At 67.1% G+C, this 20,866-nt stretch carries 16 protein-coding genes and 1 pseudogene; 15 read left to right on the top strand and 2 right to left on the bottom strand.

Annotation, left to right across the window (positions count from 1 at the left end; genetic code table 11):
* Window positions 1-156 precede the first annotated feature (156 nt).
* The 10 genes from KGD83_RS16150 (at window position 157) to KGD83_RS16105 (ending at window position 10,455) form a co-directional block, all read left to right on the top strand.
* Complete coding sequence (locus KGD83_RS16150; RefSeq protein WP_212639989.1) at window positions 157-378, top strand: hypothetical protein; 222 nt, start codon at window positions 157-159, stop codon at window positions 376-378.
* Window positions 379-615: 237 nt separating this feature from the next.
* Entirely contained in the window at window positions 616-942 is a 327-nt protein-coding gene (locus KGD83_RS16145; protein ID WP_249351893.1) for a cell envelope biogenesis protein TolA, read from the top strand.
* Entirely contained in the window at window positions 939-1,274 is a 336-nt protein-coding gene (locus KGD83_RS16140) for a DUF6507 family protein (protein WP_212639988.1), read from the top strand. Before KGD83_RS16145 ends, KGD83_RS16140 begins: the two co-directional genes overlap by 4 nt.
* Before the next feature lie 57 nt (window positions 1,275-1,331).
* Window positions 1,332-3,887 carry a hypothetical protein gene (locus tag KGD83_RS16135; protein WP_212639987.1) on the top strand — a complete coding sequence of 852 codons (2,556 nt, stop codon included), beginning with the start codon at window positions 1,332-1,334 and terminating at the stop codon, window positions 3,885-3,887.
* 9 nt (window positions 3,888-3,896) lie between these two features.
* On the top strand, window positions 3,897-4,547 hold the full coding sequence (locus KGD83_RS16130) for a hypothetical protein (RefSeq protein ID WP_156910854.1): 651 nt from the start codon (window positions 3,897-3,899) through the stop codon (window positions 4,545-4,547).
* Window positions 4,548-4,630: 83 nt separating this feature from the next.
* Window positions 4,631-5,278: a hypothetical protein gene (locus KGD83_RS16125; RefSeq protein ID WP_212639986.1), complete on the top strand. Its 648-nt coding sequence runs from the start codon at window positions 4,631-4,633 to the stop codon at window positions 5,276-5,278.
* Window positions 5,279-5,681: 403 nt separating this feature from the next.
* The gene (locus tag KGD83_RS16120; protein ID WP_249351892.1) at window positions 5,682-6,800 is read left to right on the top strand and encodes a tyrosine-type recombinase/integrase; all 1,119 of its coding nucleotides are present in this window, start codon (window positions 5,682-5,684) and stop codon (window positions 6,798-6,800) included.
* Window positions 6,801-7,224: 424 nt separating this feature from the next.
* Complete coding sequence (locus tag KGD83_RS16115) at window positions 7,225-7,620, top strand: hypothetical protein (protein WP_212639984.1); 396 nt, start codon at window positions 7,225-7,227, stop codon at window positions 7,618-7,620.
* 151 nt (window positions 7,621-7,771) lie between these two features.
* Window positions 7,772-10,057, top strand: coding sequence for a GDSL-type esterase/lipase family protein (locus KGD83_RS16110; RefSeq protein ID WP_212639983.1), 2,286 nt, complete (start codon window positions 7,772-7,774; stop codon window positions 10,055-10,057).
* Between the two features lie 14 nt (window positions 10,058-10,071).
* Entirely contained in the window at window positions 10,072-10,455 is a 384-nt protein-coding gene (locus tag KGD83_RS16105; RefSeq protein ID WP_130394808.1) for a hypothetical protein, read from the top strand.
* A 262-nt stretch (window positions 10,456-10,717) separates the two neighbouring features.
* Here KGD83_RS16105 and KGD83_RS16100 read toward each other — a convergent pair whose 3' ends face one another.
* Together KGD83_RS16100 and KGD83_RS16095 are read right to left on the bottom strand one after the other, a co-directional pair.
* Complete coding sequence (locus KGD83_RS16100) at window positions 10,718-11,275, bottom strand: GNAT family N-acetyltransferase (RefSeq protein WP_094804305.1); 558 nt, start codon at window positions 11,273-11,275, stop codon at window positions 10,718-10,720.
* A 10-nt stretch (window positions 11,276-11,285) separates the two neighbouring features.
* Window positions 11,286-12,296: a hypothetical protein gene (locus tag KGD83_RS16095; RefSeq protein WP_212639982.1), complete on the bottom strand. Its 1,011-nt coding sequence runs from the start codon at window positions 12,294-12,296 to the stop codon at window positions 11,286-11,288.
* Window positions 12,297-13,046: 750 nt separating this feature from the next.
* Here KGD83_RS16095 and KGD83_RS16090 point away from each other — a divergent pair.
* From KGD83_RS16090 to KGD83_RS16070, 5 genes and pseudogenes are all read left to right on the top strand, one after another.
* On the top strand, window positions 13,047-13,568 hold the full coding sequence (locus tag KGD83_RS16090; RefSeq protein WP_232532358.1) for an ATP-binding protein: 522 nt from the start codon (window positions 13,047-13,049) through the stop codon (window positions 13,566-13,568).
* Window positions 13,569-13,707: 139 nt separating this feature from the next.
* Complete coding sequence (locus KGD83_RS16085) at window positions 13,708-14,451, top strand: hypothetical protein (RefSeq protein WP_212639981.1); 744 nt, start codon at window positions 13,708-13,710, stop codon at window positions 14,449-14,451.
* A 68-nt stretch (window positions 14,452-14,519) separates the two neighbouring features.
* Complete coding sequence (locus tag KGD83_RS16080) at window positions 14,520-15,437, top strand: protein kinase family protein (protein ID WP_197044309.1); 918 nt, start codon at window positions 14,520-14,522, stop codon at window positions 15,435-15,437.
* Window positions 15,438-16,008: 571 nt separating this feature from the next.
* Window positions 16,009-16,494 (top strand): hypothetical protein, encoded by a 486-nt coding sequence (locus tag KGD83_RS16075; RefSeq protein ID WP_156095251.1) that lies wholly within the window; start codon window positions 16,009-16,011, stop codon window positions 16,492-16,494.
* Between the two features lie 2,686 nt (window positions 16,495-19,180).
* A pseudogene (locus KGD83_RS16070) lies at window positions 19,181-20,659 on the top strand (tyrosine-type recombinase/integrase).
* Window positions 20,660-20,866: the final 207 nt, after the last annotated feature.

The raw sequence follows: 20,866 nt of genomic DNA, 5'->3' as shown, positions 1-20,866 counted from the left end.
CCATCGTTTCGTGTCAAGAGGTGCCGCCCGGTGCCGTGTCAGTCCGGAACCGCGGAGCATAATCGGAGCACACACGGGCCGGTGGTGGCGTCCGATGGCACCTCGCGAGGTCCTCGCGAGCCGGGAGCCACCTTGCCCTGGCACGGGCTTCATGGTGTGACGCTGCCCGACAGGGCAGGGCTCAACTCTCGTCCATGGTCGCGCCGCTCGTTCGCGAACGCCCAGGCGGGGCCGATCCCGGGCGCGCTCGTCGGCGAGGACGGGGCCCGGGCGGTCTGGTACCCGGTGGTGGAGGACGCCGCGGCGCCCCTGCGAGCCCTGGACCTCATGCGGAGGCAGACGGAGTACCTGTCCGCGGCCTCCGCGAAGAGGGCCTGAGCCTTCCCCGAGGGGGCCCGTCTCCCCTTCCCGGAGCAGGAGTGACGCACGTCACGGCCACTGTTCCCATCTGCGTGTTCTGCTCGGCTCGTCCGGAAGACCCCGCGCCTGACCACCACCGGGGCGGTTCCTCCCGCGGAACCGGGACCGATCGTGGAACGTCACTCCATATGCGCATACTGCTATGGGAGTCTTGCGAAGCGGGCCACGGAATCCACGAGTGAGGGCAGGCATCGGATGAAGTTCGAACTGGTGGAGCCGCCGGACGAGTCGGAGAAGTCGGACGGGAACACCGCCGTCACCGAACCGCGAAACCCGGCGCCCGCCGACGGGATCGCGGTCGTCAGGGAGTCGGACGCGGCCTTCCCCCGGCCCGTGCGGGAACGCAGGGCCAGGGCGGTCGAGGGCGTGCGCGCCTCGCTGGAGATGCTGCAGGCCCGCGTCGCCGAGCAGAACATGGCCGAGGTCCGCGTCCACGCCTCCGACCTCACGGAGGCCGAGGCCGGAGCCCTGTTCCACGCGCACCGGTTCGCCGCCTCCCCGAGGAGAGGAGAGGACCGATGAGCCAGTGGAACATCGACGTCTACGGGGTCTCGCTGGTCCTGGGCGACCTCGGCGGACAACTCGGCCTCGAAGGAGGCGGGTTCTGCGACACCATCGACTCCACCGCCGACGGGATCGAGATGGCGCTGACCAACGCCAAGAGCCCGCCCGTGGAGGCCGCTCTGTCCGGGTTCTTCGAGCACTTCACCGGCGAGACCGACGCCATGTTCACCCGCACCCTGTCGTGTCTGCAGGGCGCCAACGACGCCACGCTGGCCTACAACCAGGGCCAGGAGGAGATGGCCGCCCAGGCCCAGAGCCAGGCGGGCACCGGCGAGAACCTCGACCTCTGACCCGACGCGCCCCCGCACCCCCGACACCCCCGCCCCGCCCCCACGGAAGGCCCCCTGGTGAGTTTCGAGCCCACCGAGCCCCAGAACGGCGTGGACCCCAACCCGTTCACGCTCATCGACCCCGACACCGTCCCCTACCCCCTCACCGACGTCTGGTCCCTCAACTACGCGGCCCAGACCCTGCGCACCGGTGGGGAGGACCTCTTCGGCGGGGCCGAGGACATGTCCTCCACCTGGGGCGGACTCCAAGCCCACTACAGCGCACCGGAGAGCGAGACGCTCTTCGCCGCGATGGACCCCGTCCTCACCCGGGGAGAGGGCATCCAGAGCGACCTGGCCACCGTCGCCGGTGCGTTGGAGGACCTGGCCGAGGCGGCCACGACCGCGCGCCGCTCGCTCAACACCCTGCGCATCGACGCCCAGAGCCTTTGGAACGCCAACCACGACAAGAAGGTGTGGTGGCTGAACAAGGACGACGAGACCGACGAGTGGGCGCTGGCGGAGAACATCCGCATCAAGGACGCGGTCAACGCGGCCTGGTCGACGTTCAACGAGGCCGAGAACGCGTGCGCCAGCCGGATCTCCGCGTTGTTCGGCGGCCCCGCCTACGTGTCCCCGGACCAGGCGGGCGGGGACGGCGCGCTGGTCTACGGGCTGCCCACCGACGCCGGTGAGCGCGACCTGTCCCTGGAACACCACTTGAGTCTCGACGGCGTCAACAGCAACATCAACGACGTCACGGCATGGGCGGGTACCGAGTTCCACCCCTCCCTGCTGGACTGGGGCAACCCCACCGGTCAGGCGCTGTGGGACACGGTGGTCACCGACGTGCTGTGGGGGTCGGCGGTGGGGCTGACGTCCAAGCTCGGGTTCTGGCACCCCGACAACGGGTGGCGGTTCGACCCGCGGGGGCGCTTGGAGAACTTCGGGGCGGCCTGGCGCGACGCGGGCATGGACGCGGCCGCGCTGGTCGGCATCCACGACGAGCACGGGTGGTTGTGGGAGCCGGGCGAGCGCGGCCGGGAGGGCTGGAGCGCCGGATGGGACCGGTGGACCGGCAACGCCCAGGACAGCCTCACCGAGGTCTGGGAGGGGCACACCGCCTGGTCCACACGCGATGACGGTGTCGCCTACTCCAACACCACCATCGGCGCCAACGTCGTGCTGATGACCGGCGGGCTGCCGCTCAAAGCTCTCAAGATCGTCGCCGGAGCGGGGGTGGTCAGCTCCATGGACGCCCCCGGGGGTTCGGGCGACGCGGAGTTCGACGGCTCCGGCTCGGGTTCCGGCGGGGGTTCGGGCACGGGCTCGGACAACTTCACGTCGAGGGGCGGACCGGGAACGCGGGGCTGGCCCAGCAGTCCGCTGCCGGGCGCCGGGGAGGGCCAGCGTCCCACGGGTGAGCGCTTCGAGAACCCGCTCACCGTGCTGAACAACTCACTGCTGGACCCCGACAGGTACCGTCCGCCCGCCTCCACCCCGGCCGCCCCCGTGCCCGACGGCGGCGGGGACCGGCCCTCGCAGAGCCCGCCCGCGCCGCAGCCCCAGGACAGCGGCACACCGTCCCATCGGTCTGGTGAGGACACTCCGCGGCGTTCCGACGAGGACGCGCAGGATGCGTCGAGAGCGCCCGGTGACAGACCCGGGGCCCCCGCTATGACTCCGCGGCCGGACAGCGAGTCCCGGAGCGGCGACACCGACGCGCCCCGCGCCGAGGACGACCCCGGACAGGGTCCCCCACGTCGTGACGAGGACGACGAGAGCGGTCGGAGCGACGAGCGGGAGGGCGCGGGCGGTCGGCGCGAGGAGCCGGAGGCGGAGCGTCCCGAGCCCGCCGCCGGTGGCGGTGGCGGTGGCGGGGGTGGCGACGAGCCCCCCAACGACCGCACCGGCACCGGCGGTGGTGACGGAGACGACTCCCTCCCGGAGCGCCCTGAACCTACTAACCCAAACAACCAGAAACCAGACCATAATGGCCCAATGCCTCCCGAGCTTCGGTCCGAACTCAGGGACATAATCCAGCAGGTGCCCGGATTTAGGCAGTCAGGCTTCAACGACAAGGACTACGCGAGCCTCTTCAACTCCCTGGAGAACAAGAGGTCCACTGTCGGCGCTCAGACTGCGGATATGATCCTGCAAGGACGTCTAGCCAACGTTGAGGGATTCAATGACATGATCGTCTCCCTCAAAAGTAGGGGCGACCTCCCCGCGAGGAATCAGGAAATGAGAATTGCTACGGACCTGCTGGATTCTGGCTTCCCGCCGGACAGGGTCGCGTTCCCCGGAAAAAACCCGATTACTGGAGAAGACCTTGACGTGGCTGTGAGAGGAGATGACGGTAGGGTTGAGTATGGTTACCAGGCGAAGGTAGTCGAAAATCCGGAGGGAATCAGGAGTGCGCTCCGGAAGATCAGGAAGCAATTCCCGGCGACGACCGAGGCGTCCCACCGGGGCGGAATCATTGAGGCTAACTTCGAGATGAATGAACTCCTAGACAGGGACCTGAGGAGCCTTCATGAAGCAGCCAAGGCTGAGAACATATCCTTCCATGTCCATTTCCAGGACGGAACTCTCGATTTCCCGCCTGGCGCTCCCCTCTACCCGACAAAATAGGGAGAACTGATGTCAAAACTCCTGCGTGCACCCAGCGAAGTCGGATCATGGCTGTGGTATATCGAAGCACCAGAGAAGCCCGACATCAGCGACAGTCTCACGGTCGTCGCGAAGTTGGCAGGCGTTCTGGGAAAGCACGAACTTCTCAAGTCGGATATTATGGAAGTCTGCTGGAGTCAATACGGAAAAGGAAAAATTGGGATCTGGACGAGGATCTCCCCGGGGGTCGCCTTCGCTGATTCCCGGTATGCGGACTTCGTGCAGCAGAGTCGACCCTCTGGTTTTCCTGACGCGTATGCCGCTCATATCGAAACAGTGAGTACCGGGATATGGATCGACGCGGACGGCAGGAGGCATCGGGAGCGCCAACTTGTCAGCCTGGTAGTCTCTCCGGAGCCTGGCGAGATCCAGGTAGAAATCAGTGTTCACCATGATATCTGGTCTTGGTATGACTTCGCAGGCCATCCTCACCCCGAGATTTACGACCAGAACGCACCACGCCTGGCTGCGGCCCTTGAAAATGTGGAGAAAGTGCTCCAAGTCGAGACTGAGAACGGGGAGGGTACGTATTTCGGTGTCTCGGAGGGTTTCTGGATTAAGCGCCCGGATGCTGAGGACCTTGTGGACGGCCTAGCCATGGACTCCACTGACAGGTTGTGATCCCCCTCGAAAACGCTGACTTGCGAAGCGCAACCTTCAGGGGCTGATCACGACCTTGGTGATCAACGACGATGAAAGGGAGCATGTCCCTGTTGATGAGGTCGCCGAAGGCCACCGCCACATGGACGTGGGTGGTTGAGCACGACGAAGGCTTGAACGGTCTGGAGTCGGGCTGTACGACGGCGATGACGGTGGCAAAGGCCCTGCAGGAGCACGATCTGCTGTACCTCGACAGCGTCGATGTGGACTGGTTCCAGTACGCATCCGGCCACACCGGCTTCCGATCCCGGGTTTTGCACTGCCGTGGCCTCACAACCGCTGCCCTGGCGAACCGGGTTCGCGACTCGCGGCCAGCAGGCCGACCAGAAGCCTACCCGGAGACGCTGTTTCTCATCGGCCCCGGAAACTGGATCGCGCCCGGCGGACGAAAGAGAGGCGAGCCCGAGCTCGTCGGTGTTTCCGTTGATATCGCCGCCGAGGACACGATGGTCGAGGTGAGCGTCTACCACGACATCTGGGCGGAGAACGACTTCTTCGGCCGCCCTCATTCGGAGGTTCATGACGGCAACGCCCCTCGCCTGAGCCAGGCTCTGAGAGGACTTGCGGCGGTGCTGGGGGGTGAGGCCGAGGCGGGCGAGCCCACCTACTTCGGTACGGCCATCAACTACGGCGTGGCGGCGCCTCGTGGCGGGGTGGCCGATGGAGGACTCGACGTGACTGATCGTCTCTAGAACGAGAGTTGGCTCATGTCGTGTGTGAGGGAGGCTGGGGAGTGCCGGGGGCCTCTTCCATGTATCCGGTAATCCTCAGGACTGCTGAGGGAGTGGTTCGACCAGCTCTGTTCCGCGCTGGCTGCTCCTGAGCTCCTCTCGGGGAAGACTGGTTTCAGGGGTGTTGGTCATGCCTGGATCGGGTTCGGTGTACAAGCGGTGCGGGTGCCGCGGCACCAAGGGGGCGAAGGCCGAAGAAGGTCGGTGTCCTGGGCTGCGGCGGCGGGGGCATGGGAGCTGGTATTTCTCTGTGGAGATGGAGCACGCTCCGGGCGGGAGGCACCGGGTGCGTCGGGGTGGGTTCGCCTCCCGGGGCGCCGCTCGTGAAGGGTTGCGTCAGGCTCGGGAGCTGGACGGAGCCGGGGTGGATCCGTCGACGGTGACGGTGTGGTTGGAGCGCTGGCTGGCCACCCGGACCCGGCTGCGTCCCTTGACCCGGATCAGCTACGCCGAGCACATCCACCGCTACCTCATCCCCTACCTGGGCGATGTGCCGTTGGAGGAGTTGACCCCCGCCCGGGTACGGGAGGTCTTCGAGCACACCTCTCAGCACACGGCGTCCACTGGGGCGCCGTTGTCTGTGGCGACGGTGCAGCGGATCCGCGCCACCCTGCGAGCGGCCCTGAACACCGCTGTGAGTGAGCGGTTGCTGCCCGCCAACCCGGCCCAGGGGCTGCGGTTGGAGAGCGGCCGGAGTGCGCGGCCGGTGGTGTGGACCGACCAGGCGGTGGCCGAATGGGCCCACAGCGGTGTGCGGCCGGCGGTGGCGGTGTGGACGGTGGAGCAGACCCGCCACTTCCTGGACTTCGTCTCCGACCACCGGCTGTACGCCCTGTTCCACCTGCTGGTGATGACGGGGCTGCGCCGTGGTGAGGTGGTGGCCCTGCGGTGGCCCGACCTCGACCTGGTCCAGGGCACCGTGCGCGTCACCCGCCAGCTCCAGGCCCACCGGGGTGGGTTGGTGGAGTTGGCGCCCAAGAGCGCGGCGAGCCGCCGCATGCTCGTGCTGGACCACACCACCACCGGGGTGTTGCGCCGCCATCAGTGGTACCAGCAGAAGGAAGCTGAATCTCATGGCCGGGTGTGGGATACGCGCGGGTTCGTGTTCACCGCCGTGCGGGGCGGTCCGCTGGCTCCTCAACGGTTGTCCCGGCTGTTCCGGAAACTGAACACGGAGAGTGGGTTGCCGCCGGTGCGGTTGCACGATCTGCGCCACGGGGCGGCAACGTTGGCGCTGGCGGCGGGAGTGGAGCTGAAAGTGGTGCAGGCGATGCTGGGCCATGCCAGCATCGTGCTCACCGCGGATACCTATTCCAGCGTGTTGCCGCAGGTCGCGCGGGAGGCGGCCGAGCGGACCGCGTGGCTGGTGCTACGTGACTCCGGTAAGACGCACCAGCGAGGATGGGCGCGAAGGGGGAACGCGAGGCTGGTCCCATCTCGGTCCCACTCTGGTCCCATCAGTGCGGCGGCTCCTCGGAGATGAGGTGACGTACCCCGTCTGACCTGGGGTTTTGTGGCGCACCCGGCAGGATTCGAACCTGCGACCATCGGATTAGAAGGTGTCAGTCCATAACTGCGGAGCACGAACGGAGCACGAACCGGGGACAGGTGGCATCCGGTGGCACCTCGCGAGGTCCTCTCGCGTTGCCAACAGCGCGGTATCAGCTCTCGGGGCTACCGTCACCCTTACGTGGCCGAGGTGCACGCGAGACATCCCGCACGCTACCTGGCTCAACGAGGATCATTTTCGCACGAGAGCCGTCTGAGCTGTGCTGCTTTACACGATGCCTTTTCCCGACTTACTGTGTCCGTGCCCGTATCCCCCACATCCAAGGGCGTCCATGCGACACGGCCGTGCTCGAACTAATCCCCGTCCATTTCGCGCGCAGATCGCTCCGATCACGGCTTTGTCGATGATCTTCGCGCTTCTATCGGTTCCGGTTCCGGTGCTGGCCGAGCAAGGCACTGAATCCGAGTCTCCCGGTCTGGGTGATCATGCTGAGGAATTCTTCGCGGAGAACCCACCCTCTCCCGATGCGGTCACGCCCGACTTCGGTGATGCCGACAAAGTGGTTCCAGCCTGGAAAAACGGAGACATCAGCGTTGACGAGCTGGTGAGATACGGATACCTCACCGTCTTCGACCCCGATGAGCTGCCACCGGAGTACGCGCCCGAGGAAGACGGGGAACTGGACGTCGGGTCGTACGTGCCGTTCGTGCTGAGCCATGTCGACGAGGCGTCCGAGGAGACACGGGCGTGGCTGCACACCGAGTTGGACCCTGCCGTGTCCGACGATGCCTAGGAGGACGGGCTGACCTCGCGCAGCGCCGAGAGCGACTGCGGTGAAAACGAGGAGGTCGGCGGGAACTTCTTCGCTTGCGCGACTGTGAGTGATAACTTCACGGTTTGGTACAACATCGGATGGGGCGAAGGCGTCCCGGACGAGGATTCCGATGGCAATGGTCGACCGGACGCGATCGACACCGTGGTCGACGCGAGAGAGCCTTCCCTCGGGAGACGGCGCCACCGACTACGCGCACGCCGTGGAGGATTTCCTCGACCACCCGGAACTGGCGATCAACGACTACGAATCATTGGGCGGTGGCCGGCAGTACGGGGCCTTCGTCGTCGCCGCCTACTTCTCAGAGGCGGTCTCCGGCAACTTCGTCCTGGACACCTGGCGGACGCTGAAGCAGGAGTCCGTCACGCCGATCGAGGCCGTTCAGCAGGTGGTCGATTTCTATGGGCGGGATATGGGCGACCTCCTGCTCGGCTTCGCGGTCGCCAACCACCGCTTGGACGTGCCTTCCGACGCCACGTTCTTCCTCGGTGCCCGGGACGGCTACGACGAGCCCCACGCCCGGACCACGTGGCAGAGCAGCCTCGCGGGTCGGCGTCCTCCCCGGGCCGAGCACAACATCAGTCCGTCCACGTCCAGGTCGGGCCTGCCCGAGGTCACCCAGGGTGGCGCCACCTACGTGGAGCTGCGGCCCAGCGGGTCCGGCGGCCGTTTGGACATCGAGTTGGACGCACTGGTGGGCGACTACCAGTACGCGCTGCTGACCTGGTCCGACGGAGTGGTCCGCCCGGACATGGAGCCCATCGACATGGCACGGGGCTCCAACCGCTCCGCACGCGTCACCGAACTCACCGCCTCCCTGCGTCCGGGAGAGGTGGCTACGCTCGTGATCGCCCGCACGGACGTCAGCACGAACCCTCACGCCGACCCGATCCAGTGGAACGCGTCCCTGCGCGCGTCGGGCGATGGCCCCAAGATCATGGTGGTCGGCGACTCCATCACCCACGGGAACGAGGGCTCCCACAGTTGGCGCTACGTCCTCGACCAGCACCTGAACGACAACGGTGTCGCCGCCGATTTCGTGGGGCCGCGTACCGGCGCCTACGACATCCACACCGACATCCGCAACCGCGCGATCCTCGACGGACTGGAGCCGCCGCCCCAGGAGTACTACCCCGGCCCCAGCACCGCGCGCTACTACGACAACGGCTTCGACCGCGACCACAACGCCATGTGGGGCTGGACCTTCGCCGACGCCAACAACACCATCGAGCGGGACGTGAACGAACACGATCCCGACTACCTCCTTATAGCGCTCGGCTTCAACGACATCACCTGGGGCTACAGCGACGCTCCCGGCACCGTCGCCTCGGCGCGGACGATGATCGATGAGGCACGCGCGGCCAACCCGGACATCAGGATCCTCATCTCCAACGTGGTGACCAGGACCCTCCTACCGGAATTCGAGTGGCTCAACCCGGAGATCCGGGAGTACGCGGGGCTGCTGGAGTCCGAGGTCGCATCCCTGTCCACCGACCGATCGCCCGTGCACCTGGTGGACATCTCCAGCGGCTACGACCCGGTGAGCCACGCCTGGGACGGTCTGCATCCCAATGCGCGCGGCGACTACTTCATCGGCTCGCATTTCGCCGACGCGCTGCATGGGGAATTCGGCGTCGGTGCGCCCTACGGGCCCGTGCCAAGCGACCCGCCGGACGTGAGCTTGGACAAGCCCGCCTGGATCAAGGTGGAGACCACCGACCAGGGCTTCCGGGTCGGGTGGGCACGGGTGTTCGGCGCTGCCGGTTACCACGTGTGGACCCGGAACGTGACGGAGAACCAGGACTGGCTCCTGCTGCCGCTGCCCGTGCCAGGTGACTACTTCTACTCGACCTGGGTTCGCGATGGCGACACCTACGAGTTCCGGGTCGCTCCGGCCAGGGGCGACGACCACGTCGGTCCGGTGAGTGACACCGCCTCGGCCGTGGCCTCCCCCCGTACCCTGCCGGGGCCGCCGAACGTCACCGCCCAGGTCGATGGCACCGAGGTGGTCGTGCGGTGGGACTCGCGCACCGGCGCGCAGGGCTACCGGATCTACTGGATCGAGGCGCTGGGCAACTACCCCGTCATGCGCAACGCCTATGTCGACAACGACGACGGTAACTCCTACCGCATCACGGGTCTGGAACCGGGTATGCGCTACGACGTGGGAGTGTCATCGGTCAACGGCTATGGTGCTGGGATTCCGAGCGGGACCTTGAACCAGGTCGTCGTCCCCGGCGTCACTGCCACCGGCGAGGAGCGCTCCGAGCTCGCGTGGGAGGCCAGGGACGAGGCGCTGACTGCTACGGAGGAGCTCTGGGAGGGGTATCCAGAGGGAACGGCGCCGATCATCGAGGGCGCCTTGCCAACGGGCCCGATCAGCGGCGCCGACGAATGACGGGAGGTCGACGGATGAGGATGAGGGGCGTCGCCCGTCTCATACTGGCGGCCCTGCTCATGCTCACCCTGGGCGGGTGTACGCGGGACACACAGGAGTTCGTGGTCAGGAACGAGCTCGATGTGCCCATCCTGACGGTCCTCGGTGAGAACTCGGATGCACAGACGGGCTTCAGGCCCGAGGAGTTCGAAGACGTGGGCATCGGCCCTGGTGAGTGGGAGAAGGTGGGGCTGGGCCTGGAGGAACCCGGTTTTCCGTGGAACGTGTGGCCGTTCACCCGGTGGGCGGAGACTCCGTGCCGCGATGACTTGTACCTCATTGTGGAGTCCCAGGACGGGCGCAGGTTCGTCCACGATCCTCCGCTGTGCATCGATGGCGACTGGACGATCTCTATCTGACCCTGGAACGACCGAGGTCGGTTTCGCCTTCTCGGCACAGTTTCAATCCGGGCCCGTCCGTGATCGGTACGGTTCTGACGCCGCCAGGCGTAGACGGTCTCGGTGCTGATGCCCAAGGCCGCGCGTCACGTCCGCGACGTTAACCCCTGGACTCGACCAGGTGGTGTGCGCTGTGTCTTTCAGAGTCGAGTTTTTGGACTCCTCGGTGTGTGTCGGGATCGCCTCCCGTCACCCGGCTCGTGACCTGCGCTTGGGGTGGGACCTACGGCTTGTGCGTCACAGGGTTCGGTGTCCACTCGTCGTCCAGGATCGAGTGGACGATGGAGTCGCGCCAGGCGTCCCGGGTCCACAGGTGCCGCCGGATCCGTCCCTCCTCTACCATCCCGGCCCGGAGCATGACGTGCTCGGAGGCCCGGTTCTCCGGAGAGCGGGCACCCCATATCCGCTTGAGCCCCAGCTCGTCGAAGCCGAACCGGAGCAGGAGCTGGACGAGTTCACTACCGAACCCCTGCCCCCACAGGTCCGGACGCAGGGCGAACCCGATCTGCGCGCTGTGCGGGCGCTCGTCCACGGCCAGGCGCGCGGCGCCGACAAGCTCCTCCTGCCGCGCGACAGCGAGCATGTAGACGCCCCTGCCCTCCTGCTCGGCGTCGGCGATCGCGGCCTCCACGATCGCCGCGCACTGCTGCCTGGTGCGCGGTGTGAAGGACAAGTGCCGCACCGCCTCCGCGTCTCCGTAGACCCGGAGCAGGTCGGCGACGTCGGTGGGGCGCAGTTCCCGAAGGCTGAGCCTGGCGCTGGAGAGTTCGACTGGGTGCATGTCCGGCAGGCTAGCGCCCCGAGGTCAGCGCCGAGGCGGGAGTGCGGCTGTAGGACTCGATCTCCTGGCGGAGCCGGGCTACGGCCTTGCTTCCGGTGTAGTCCGGGCCGCGTAGGGCCCCGTGCACGCGCATGACGCTGTTCACCACGCCGGACACCCGCTTCGTGGCGGGCAGGCCCAGGACCGGTTCAAGGGCCTGCGCGGCACCTTCGATCTCTCCCAGGGAGACCCGGGCGTAGCTGAGGTCGGCGCGTGCCCCGGCCTCGTCCTGGTAGGCCCAGTCGTCCGATCCTTCCGCGGCGGCGGTCTCGTAGAGACCTACGGCCTCCTGCGCGACCTGCTGGGCCTGTTCCTCACGTCCAGGAATCCAGATCTGCGTCTCGGCTCCGTAGTAGAGCTGGCGGCAGTGCGCGAAGCGCATCAGACCGCCGAGCTCGTCCAGGTCGTCGCCGCGCAGTCCTTCGCGCAGGGCCGTGGCCGCCTGGAGGTCGTCGAGCGCGCGCTCCGCGCTGCCCAGTGAGGCCCACGTGCGGGCGCTTTGGGACATTAGCCAGATGGCGGCCGTGCCGGTGCGCTCGGTGGCCAGATCACGAGCCAGTTCCGCGTACCGGGCGGCTTCGGTAGGCCACCCCGCCCAGTAGGCCATCAGGCTCTGCTGGGCGCGCACCCGGACGCGCAGCCCGTCGTGGTCGGCGTTGTCGGCGCAGATGAACGCGGTCCGGGCCTGCTTCATCGCGGCGTGCGGATCACCGAGGTCATGACTGGCCTTGGCGAGCATGATGCTCAACAGGCCGCTCAGGAGATACAGGTCCCTGGTCTGGTTGGGACGCTGCCGCCCCTCCAACAACATGAACGCCACGTCTTGGGCCTCGACCAGGTCTCCCAGAACCTCGTGGAGGGGAGCACGGGGATAGGCCTTCGCCAGCCTGGACACCTCCGCGAAGAGCTCCTGGATGGTCTCCACTCCCACGTTCGTCCCCTCCGCCATCGCTCCGAACCTCATCGCGCGTTTCGCGGCCATCTCGATCTGCCTTTCTGGCGGTAGCGTTCTGGTTTCTTCGCTGACGGGGAAATATGCCTGTTCCGTGCTTGTCTGGGTTGTTTCAGTGGGAGTGAGCTGGTTTCCGATCCTTTTGAGGACATTGCGCTCGTGCTCGCTCAGTTTGTCGAACCCCTCGGGGGACAGCAGTCTCCGTGGGGAGGTGCCGTAGAGCGTCGCCAGAGCGATGACCTGTGTCGCCTGTGGTGCTCGCCCGCCCACCTCGGGCCAGAGCTCCAAGCGGCTGAGTCCCGCCTGGTCCAGCGGCAACCCGCCAGCGGAACCGCGATACCGCTCGGTCGCCTCGGCCTGGCTCCACCCGCGCATGTGGCGATAAGCGGCCAACGGCGAGCACCCGCAGCGGATACGGATTTCGTCGGCGATCTCATCGTTCGTGCGATCCTGCTCGCGCATTTGCTCGCGCAGTTTCCGGAGCTGGGCTTTCGTCCACTTCATGCAGCTCTCCTCAGGCGTCGGTATCCAGATTGCCCGAAACCGCTAAGCCTGCAACCGGCACTTCGTCGCGCGCACTCACCGGTCTGACATGGAAACGCGCTTCTCATCGGGAAAACGCCAGTTCAGGGGCGTCGCGGGTGGCATAGAAACCATGTCCGTACACCCCGTGACCTGTGGTTGCTCTCAGTGTTCGATGGGAGGTGCAGGCAGGGAGCACCCCAGGACTCGTGCGGTACGGGTCAGAAGATCGAGGCGCGGATGACGACCGCAACACGGATGAACACCATGAACGCACCCATACAGGACGGCTGCGCGGATGCCGAGGTGACACCGGCGCTGCCCCACCGGGTGCCCGGGTACTCCACGATGCCCCGATTGGGCGAAATCCACCGCCGTCACGCCGCCAGATTCGGGCACACACCGCCGCAGGTCCGTGAGGCCCGCCGCTGGGCGAGGACGGTCACCGGTCTCTCGCAGGAGGAAGCCGACGTCATCGAACTGGTGCTCTCCGAACTGGTGACCAACGCTCTGAGGCACACGGCATCGGGCCAGAACGGCCACTTCACGGTCACGATCGCCTACCTCGACAGTGATGTGATCCGCCTCGCCGTCGAGGACGCCGGCCCCCGGCATGGTGCGGTCCCTTCCGTTCCCCGCGTGAGTCCGATGGATCCCGGCCTGGAGAACGGGCGTGGCCTCGCCTTGGTGGAGCGGCTCAGCCGCCGTTGGGGATTCCTGGGCGTCCAGGGGTCACCCCTCACGGTGTGGGCCGCCATCTCGCGATCGGCGCTGCGGTGAGAGCGACAAGCGGTGGGCCGAACACCTGCCGGTGACAACAAGACACCCCCTGCCCCACAGCTCTGGACGGCGGCCCTGGTACGGCCGCGGCCCAGTCCAACACCCCTTCCACAAAGAACCCTGAGAGAGGAACCACTCCATGTCCGTCAAGCTGGCCCCGACGAGCCTGAGCATCCCCGGCCACAACTTCGACCCCCGCTGGAACCGCGTCGCAGGAATGTCGGTCGAGGACGACACGGTCACCATCGACCCCGAGGCGTACTTCTTCCGCCTGGAGTCCGACACCTGGACCGTCATCGACTGGGACAAGGTCGCCGCCGAACTCCTTCCCGTCGAGGAGACCTCGGAGTCGGCCATCGAACAGATCGCCCTGGACTACATCGCCCGCAACTCCCGCACCACCCACGATCCGGCCGAGGTCCTGCACATCGCCTGGCAGGTCTACAGCCACCTCTTCCGCGAGGAACACCTGACCTCGCTGGGTATCGACGGGGTCGCCGCGGACCACCTGCGGATGCTCGCGGAGGTCTCCACCTTCACCGCCCTGAACAAGGTCGAGGACGACGGCCACATCAGTGTCGTCGGCCCCACCTGGTTCTTCGCCGACACCGCACAGGTCGTCTACGACCTGGACGAGCCCACCACCGAGCTCTTGGACGAGGTCTTCCACGGCGCCTGGTTCAACGAGTACCGGCGCATCGAGGGAGTCAAGGCCCACGCCGCCCTGGGTGGGCGCCTGGTGCACGGTTGCCAGTCCGCCCCCGACCGCAGGGGCGGAGTCGTGGCCCCCTACGGCACTGACATGAAGCGCTTCCGCGACGAGTTGGACGCCTTCCGGGACACCTGGCTCACCACGGTCCGCTCCTACAGCGACCGCTCCTGACCATCTCTGACCTCCAGGGGCTCTCCGTTCGTTCGCGGAGAGCCCCTCCTCGACACGAGGAGCCACACGTGTACCAACCCGACATCGACCGGATGCGCGACGAGGTACTCGCCGCCGCCGACATGGTCGACAAACTCGCCGAAGCCAAGCCACTGCACAGCTGGGAACTCTCACACGTGGAGCGCCTGACCCTGACGGACGGGTCCACCGTCGTCTTCAAGTGCGCCACCGAACCCTTCACACACGAACACGAAGCACTCACCAGCGCCCGGCAGGCGGGCGTCAGCGTTCCCCACCTCATCGCATCCCTGCGCTCGGGCACCACCCTGGCGATGCTGATGGAGGACCTGGGCGAACCCGACCGAGAGGCCACGAACCGCGACGGCGTCGCGGCGGCGGTCCAACTCCACAGCGCGGCGGCCCCGCCCCACCTTCCACTGGCCGACAGCACATGGCTGGCCTCGCTCCCGCGCAGGGCGATGCGCACCCTGGACCTGCTGAACGCCCAGGGACGCTGGTCCGACGCCGACGACATCATGCAGACACTGCGCGATATCGATCGAGCCGCCTGCGCACGAGCCGAGGGCACCACGACCGCGCCCTACGGATGGGTCCACTCGGAGTTCCACCCCGAGAGCCTGCACATCCGCGACGGACGCGTCCGTCTCTACGACCTGGCCCGAGCCTTCCACGGTCCGGGCCTGCTCGACCTCGCCTCCTGGCACGGGACAGTGGAGCCCCCCGACCCCGACCGGACCCGGGCGTTCCTGGAGTCCTACGTGGAAGCCGGAGGCAGCGCCGGAGTGCTCACCCGACGCGCAGGCCTGCCGCCACAGGACTGGGCGCTCGGCTGGCACCGGGTGTGGGCCCTGGAGTGGTTCCTCGCCCAGTCCCTGGTCTGGATCGGTGACACCGCCGCCGATCCCGCCTACACGAACGTGGTGCGGCGCCACACCCACGACGCGGCCCGTCTCCTCGATGTCTGAGCCCTGGAGGGTGAACCCATGGCAGCCGTCCCCCCGTACCTGCTGATCGACGTCGACGGAGTCCTCAACCCGTTCCCCGGCCCGGGCGGTTCCGTGCCACCGGAGTACCTTCCCCACCGTGTCGACTTCAGGGGGCACCGAGGCGTGCCGATCTGGCTCAACCCGAACCACGGTGCGACGGTCAACGCACTGTGTTCCACCGGCCTCGTCCAACCGTGCTGGGCGACGAGCTGGGGAGACGAGGCGAACCTTCTGATCGCGCCACGCGTGGGCATGCCCCACTTCCCGCACGTCGATCTGGGCACGCCCGACATCTCGACCCGGCACCCGCGCGGCTACCTCTGGAAACGCGACCCGGTAGCCGACCGGCTCGGGAACGCGCCTGTCGCCTGGATCGACGACGACTTCGCGCCACCGGACTACGACTGGGCCGCGGAGCGAACCCGGCGGGGCGCACCCACTCTGCTGATCCAGCCGGACCCGTATGCGGGGCTGGGCCGCCACCATATAGCGGCCATCCGGCTCTGGGCAGCCTCCCTCACGCAGGCCCACGACACCGCTGGGAACCACCATGAGCGTCCCCTTGAAGACCCACGAGATCCAGCTGCTCGAGGCACCCAGTGGAGTGCGTGTCCCGATCGACCGTGAACTCGTCCCGCTCGTCCTCCGCCTGTGGTCCCTCGGCATGAACACCAGGGCCAGTTGCCAGAACTTCGGCGAATCCCTGAAGGGCTCGGGGCCGGGGATGCCTCCGGGAGACCCGCGGTGGAGCGCCTTCTACACCGACCGGGTGTGGCTCAAACTGCGACCCGCCCCCGCCGAACACCTGATCACCCTCCTCGGAGCGGATCGGGACATCTGCATCGCCATGAACGAGTGGGGAAGAGCGGAGTCCTGGCTCTGCGTACGCCCCGTCGTGCCGGACGTCTACGGCGGACCGGCACGCACCAGGGACACGCACCTCTTCTTCCCCCGGGAACACCTCGACCACGTGCTCGAGGTACTCGGCAGGCCGGAGTCTGTCCCGTTTCGGCCATATGCCGTCAGGAGCATGTGAGTCGGGCTCCGGCTTCTGCGAATATCCGGGACCGAATGTCCTATTTATCCGAACTATCGGCCTTGGATGGAACGGCGGGGTGGTTTTTCTGGCGCAACGGGTTGAAAAACCTCGCGAGTCCAAGCGAACATCAACCACCCCTGGGAAGCGATGCGCTTTTCCAGGGGCGGATCTCTGCGTATTTTCGCGCGGTTCAATTGGGAAGCGCAGTTTCAGAGGCGTACGCCTCCGGGGCCATTGACACCCATGCCGCAACCGCACGCGGAGGGAAAAGACCGCGGCCATGAGGTCGCTGGCAAGAGAAAAGGGTGCCCCGAGCCGGTGCTGAGAACACCGGTCCGGGGCGTGATTCCCACCTGATGACAGCAGGAGGAGATCGTGGAGAAGCATAGCGGGCGGCACCGCAAGCGCCGCCAGGGCTGGGCGGAGCGCCTGTGCTGGATGCTCGGAGCGCTGCTGGCGCTCGTGTTCTGCAGCCCACTCGGCCGGGGCGCGGACCCGGCGTCCCCCACCATGACGAAACCACTGCCGCCCAAAGGTGTCGGTGCGGGCCCGGCAGGCATTCCGGAGCCTTCTCGTCGGGCCTCAGGTGGCCCTGAGGTTCTCCGGCCTCGCCAGAGCCGTTCCGGCGGTGGCACGATCGCTGTGCCCCGCCCGCGCGAACCCCGTCCTGAGGAGCGGGGGTGGTGTGTGGATGATGACGGGGTGCGTGGGGTTCGCCCGTATGTGTTCAAGGTCCCGCAGGCGCAGGGCAACACGTGTGGCCCTGGAGCAGGACCGCTGCCATCCGGCGCTGATGAGAGCGGAGAGTTCGCCGAGCTGGCCTCTGCGGTGCGTATCTGGCTGGATATGAGGGCTTAGTTTCGCGGCTGGCAAGAGGCTGTGGTGGGGCGTCCTGGAAGCGCAGGGCGCCCTCTTCTCGTGGAGAGTGCGGTCAAGGTGGCCTCACTCGCGCAGCCTGTCCGTTAGTGCGGGAGAGAGTGTTCCATCCCCGCGTCATGCCGGGCGGGGGCCGTTGGAGGGCCTGTGACTCCGCCGGTGACGGGGCCTTTCCGGGGGCCTGTGACTCCGCCTGTGCCTCCGCCCGTGGGTGGGCCGCTGTGATCGGCCCGCCTCGCGCGCGTTATCAGTGCAGGTGGGAGCCGCTGCGGGTGGGCCGTTGGGAAGCCAGACTTATACCCAGTGGGTAGTCCCCTTCACGTAGGCGGGCGGCCCCGCCCCGACAAGCGGGGGCGGAACCGCCCGCCTACGTCTACCGTGGCCCTCGCCCACCTGTGCCTGCCCCCACCCCTCCGCTGTGTCCCTTCCCTGATCGCCTCGTCTACCCTCTCTTCCTCTAGAGCCAGACCAGGGGCGTGCAAGTCCGCTCACCTGCCACGCGCGGACTTCTCCTGGTTGAGAAGCCATGGAAAAAGGATCTTCTCCTCTCGGGTGACATTCGCGTTCTCTTTCCATGGAGAGTTGATCTAATGTAGTCGAGGTGGGCGGAGTGCTCTCGCCTGCCGAGTTGTAAAGTGCGGGTTGCTGCTCCTGCGAGAAGTGCATGCGCGCTTTTCCTCCGACTTCCTTGGAAGCGTGAAGGTGGGGTGCGAACCTCCACTGAACCCGAAGTGAACCCCTGGCCAGCGCATGGGCCACCGACTGGGCCAACGGGTGGGCCACTCTTAACTGGCCCACCCCTACTCGTGCTGCTGCGCAGGTCAACGCCACTGTGGGTAGGCCAACGGCCGTCCAGACTTATACCCAAGTGGGTAGTTCTCCTCACGTAGGCGGGCGGGGCGCCCTCGCTCACGGGCGAGCGCGCCCGCCCCGCCCGCCTCCACGAGCGCTCTGCTCGCGCAGTATCCCTTCTTTCTTCGCCTCTTTCTCAGCGAAAGTCTTTCGCCTTCATCGTGAGAGATAAAGCTGATCCCTTACTCCTGCGCAGAGCCCAAAATCGACCAGCCCCGGGCGCTGCATCGCATCGTTCCCTGTTGATCCCTGCCACGTGCTTTTTTGTTGTCTCACGTCGTGTTTCGCGCGGCCTCGTCTGCCAGCGGTACGCGGTGGCGGAGGCCCAGCCGCGTGAGGTTCTGAGGTTGGGTGTCGCATCTTCAGTTGACGCGTCTTCATAGGGGTTCATCAGGGCGAAAAGGCCCACGGCAACGAGGAGAGAGGCGGAGGCGCGATGGCGAGGAGAAGCGTCGCTCGGGAACGGGGTGGTTCGCGGCGGGTTCCAGGCCCATGGGGTGGCCCCGGGACGCGGGCGGGCGGTGTGGGGCTGTCAGCGCCCCCACGTCGGCCCCACCGCGGGGCAGGGTCCCAGGCGTCCTGGGGCGGGGCGGTCGGCGCGGACGGGTCGTGTGGCGGGCTCGGTGGGCCCCGCGTCGTTGACCCCTGGAACGGCCCTGATCAGGGCGGTGGCCGGAACGGGGCGCTGCCGGGCGTATCGGATGGGCGGGCGGGGGCGTGTGCCCATCGGACGACGTTCCTGCTGAATCCGCTTGACCACCTCTACGAGGTCGAGCGTGGATGCGTGGTGCCCCGCCACACGCGGGGCCGTACGCCGTATCCGCACAGCTCAGAGGTGGTAGCGAAGTGGGTCGTGTGGGCGTGAGTACTCCGGTCATGGCGGCCGAGGTCGGTTTGCTGTCGGTGGTTGGCGGGTGTGGTGTGCGTGGTGAGCGAGACGAAGGTGAGGCCGTGTATGGCCGCGCGTGAGGGGTCCACGTTCAAGCGGTGCGGATGCCGCGACGAGAGCACCGGTAGGGCGTTGGGGGTCAGGTGTCCGCAGCTCAAACGCCGGACCGGGAGCTGGAACCCGGCCCATGGGGCGTGGGCGTTCCAGTACGAACTTCCCCCGACCAGTCAGGGTGGGCGCCGCCAAGCCCGCCGCGTCGGATTGACCTCTCAGGAGCAGGCCCGGAAAGGACTGGAACACGTTAAGGCGCTCATCGCCCTGGCGGAGAAGGACCCCGCGGTCGAGATACAGATCGCTGACCTGGTCCAGGCGGCGTTGAAGCAACGCCGCCCACTCCCCGACCTGGAAGAGGTACGCAAGCGGGTGGCGATGGCGGTGGACGTGCGCACCGAACCACCCACCCTCGCCGCGTGGTTGGGGGAGTGGTTGAAGGGCAAGCCCGATCTGGCCGCGGGAACCCGAGCCTCCTACGCCGGGCACATCCGCACCTACCTCGCCCCCCACCTGGGCCAACTCAGGCTGGACAAGCTCCAGGCCCGCCACGTCGAGACCATGTTCGCGGCTATCGAGGAGACCAACGCTCACATCCTGGAGTGCCGCGAGTCCGACGATGTGAAGGTGCGGGCCTCGGTCAGGGGGCGCCGGGTGATCTCGCTGTCCACCAAGCACCGCATCCGCGCCACCTTGCGCAGTGCGTTGTCCGAAGCCGTCAGGCGTCCGGACCTGCCGGTGTCGGTGAACATCGCCTCGCACGTACGCCTGCCCTCCTATCCCAGGAAGCGTCCGCTGGTGTGGACACCCGACCGGGTGCGCCACTGGGCCAAAGACGGGACCGTGCCGGGGGAGGTCATGGTGTGGACCCCGGAGCAGACCCGCGCCTTCCTGGTGCACGCGAGGAGGTATCCGTGGCTGTATCCGATGTTCCACCTGATCGCGGTCAAAGGCCTACGCCGAGGAGAAGCAGTCGGCTTGCCCTAGGCTAACATACGGCTGACGGACGGGCAGATCGACATCCGCGTCCAGGTAGTCCAGTTGGCCTGGGAGACGATCACCTCCACCCCCAAGAGCGCGGCCGGGCAGCGCACCATCACTCTGGACACCGACACCATCAAGGTGCTGCGGGCCTGGAAGCGGTTCCAGAACGAGGCCCGTCTCAAGGCCGGAGCGGCGTGGGTGGACAGTAGCCTGGCCTTCACCAAGGAGAATGGCGCAGGCTGGCATCCGGGTCAGGTCAGTGACTGGTTCCTGCGCATCGCCAGGGCAGCGGGGCTGCCGCCGATCACGTTGCACGGGCTCCGCCACGGCGCAGCCTCGCTGGCGTTGGCGGCCGGGACGGACGTGAAAGTCGTGTCCAGCGAGTCGGGGCACGCGACCACGCACTTCACCCAGGACACTTACCAGTCGGTGTTCCCGGATGTAGCGAAGGCGGCGGCCGAGGCCACCGCCGCGCTGCTGCGCGGCTCGGCTCCGGTGAGGGCCGGGTAGCCGAACCGGCGAGCACACCCCGAGCCATACGGCGTCACCGACCCCAGGCCAGTGCACGGGTTCACCCCGACTGGCCTGGGGTTTCCTCGCGCTCGGGGCCGATAGCCGATCGGATCAAAGGTTCCCTGGAGGTTGCTTCAGGGAAGTGCCCACTCCGGTGAGCATCACGCCTTTCCCGCCATTTTGTCGCCTGGCAACTGTTGTCGT

Origin of the sequence: Nocardiopsis akebiae (genome assembly GCF_018316795.1) — a bacterium.
Lineage (GTDB): Bacteria > Actinomycetota > Actinomycetes > Streptosporangiales > Streptosporangiaceae > Nocardiopsis > Nocardiopsis dassonvillei.
This window is presented reverse-complemented; position numbering and strand designations above follow the sequence as displayed.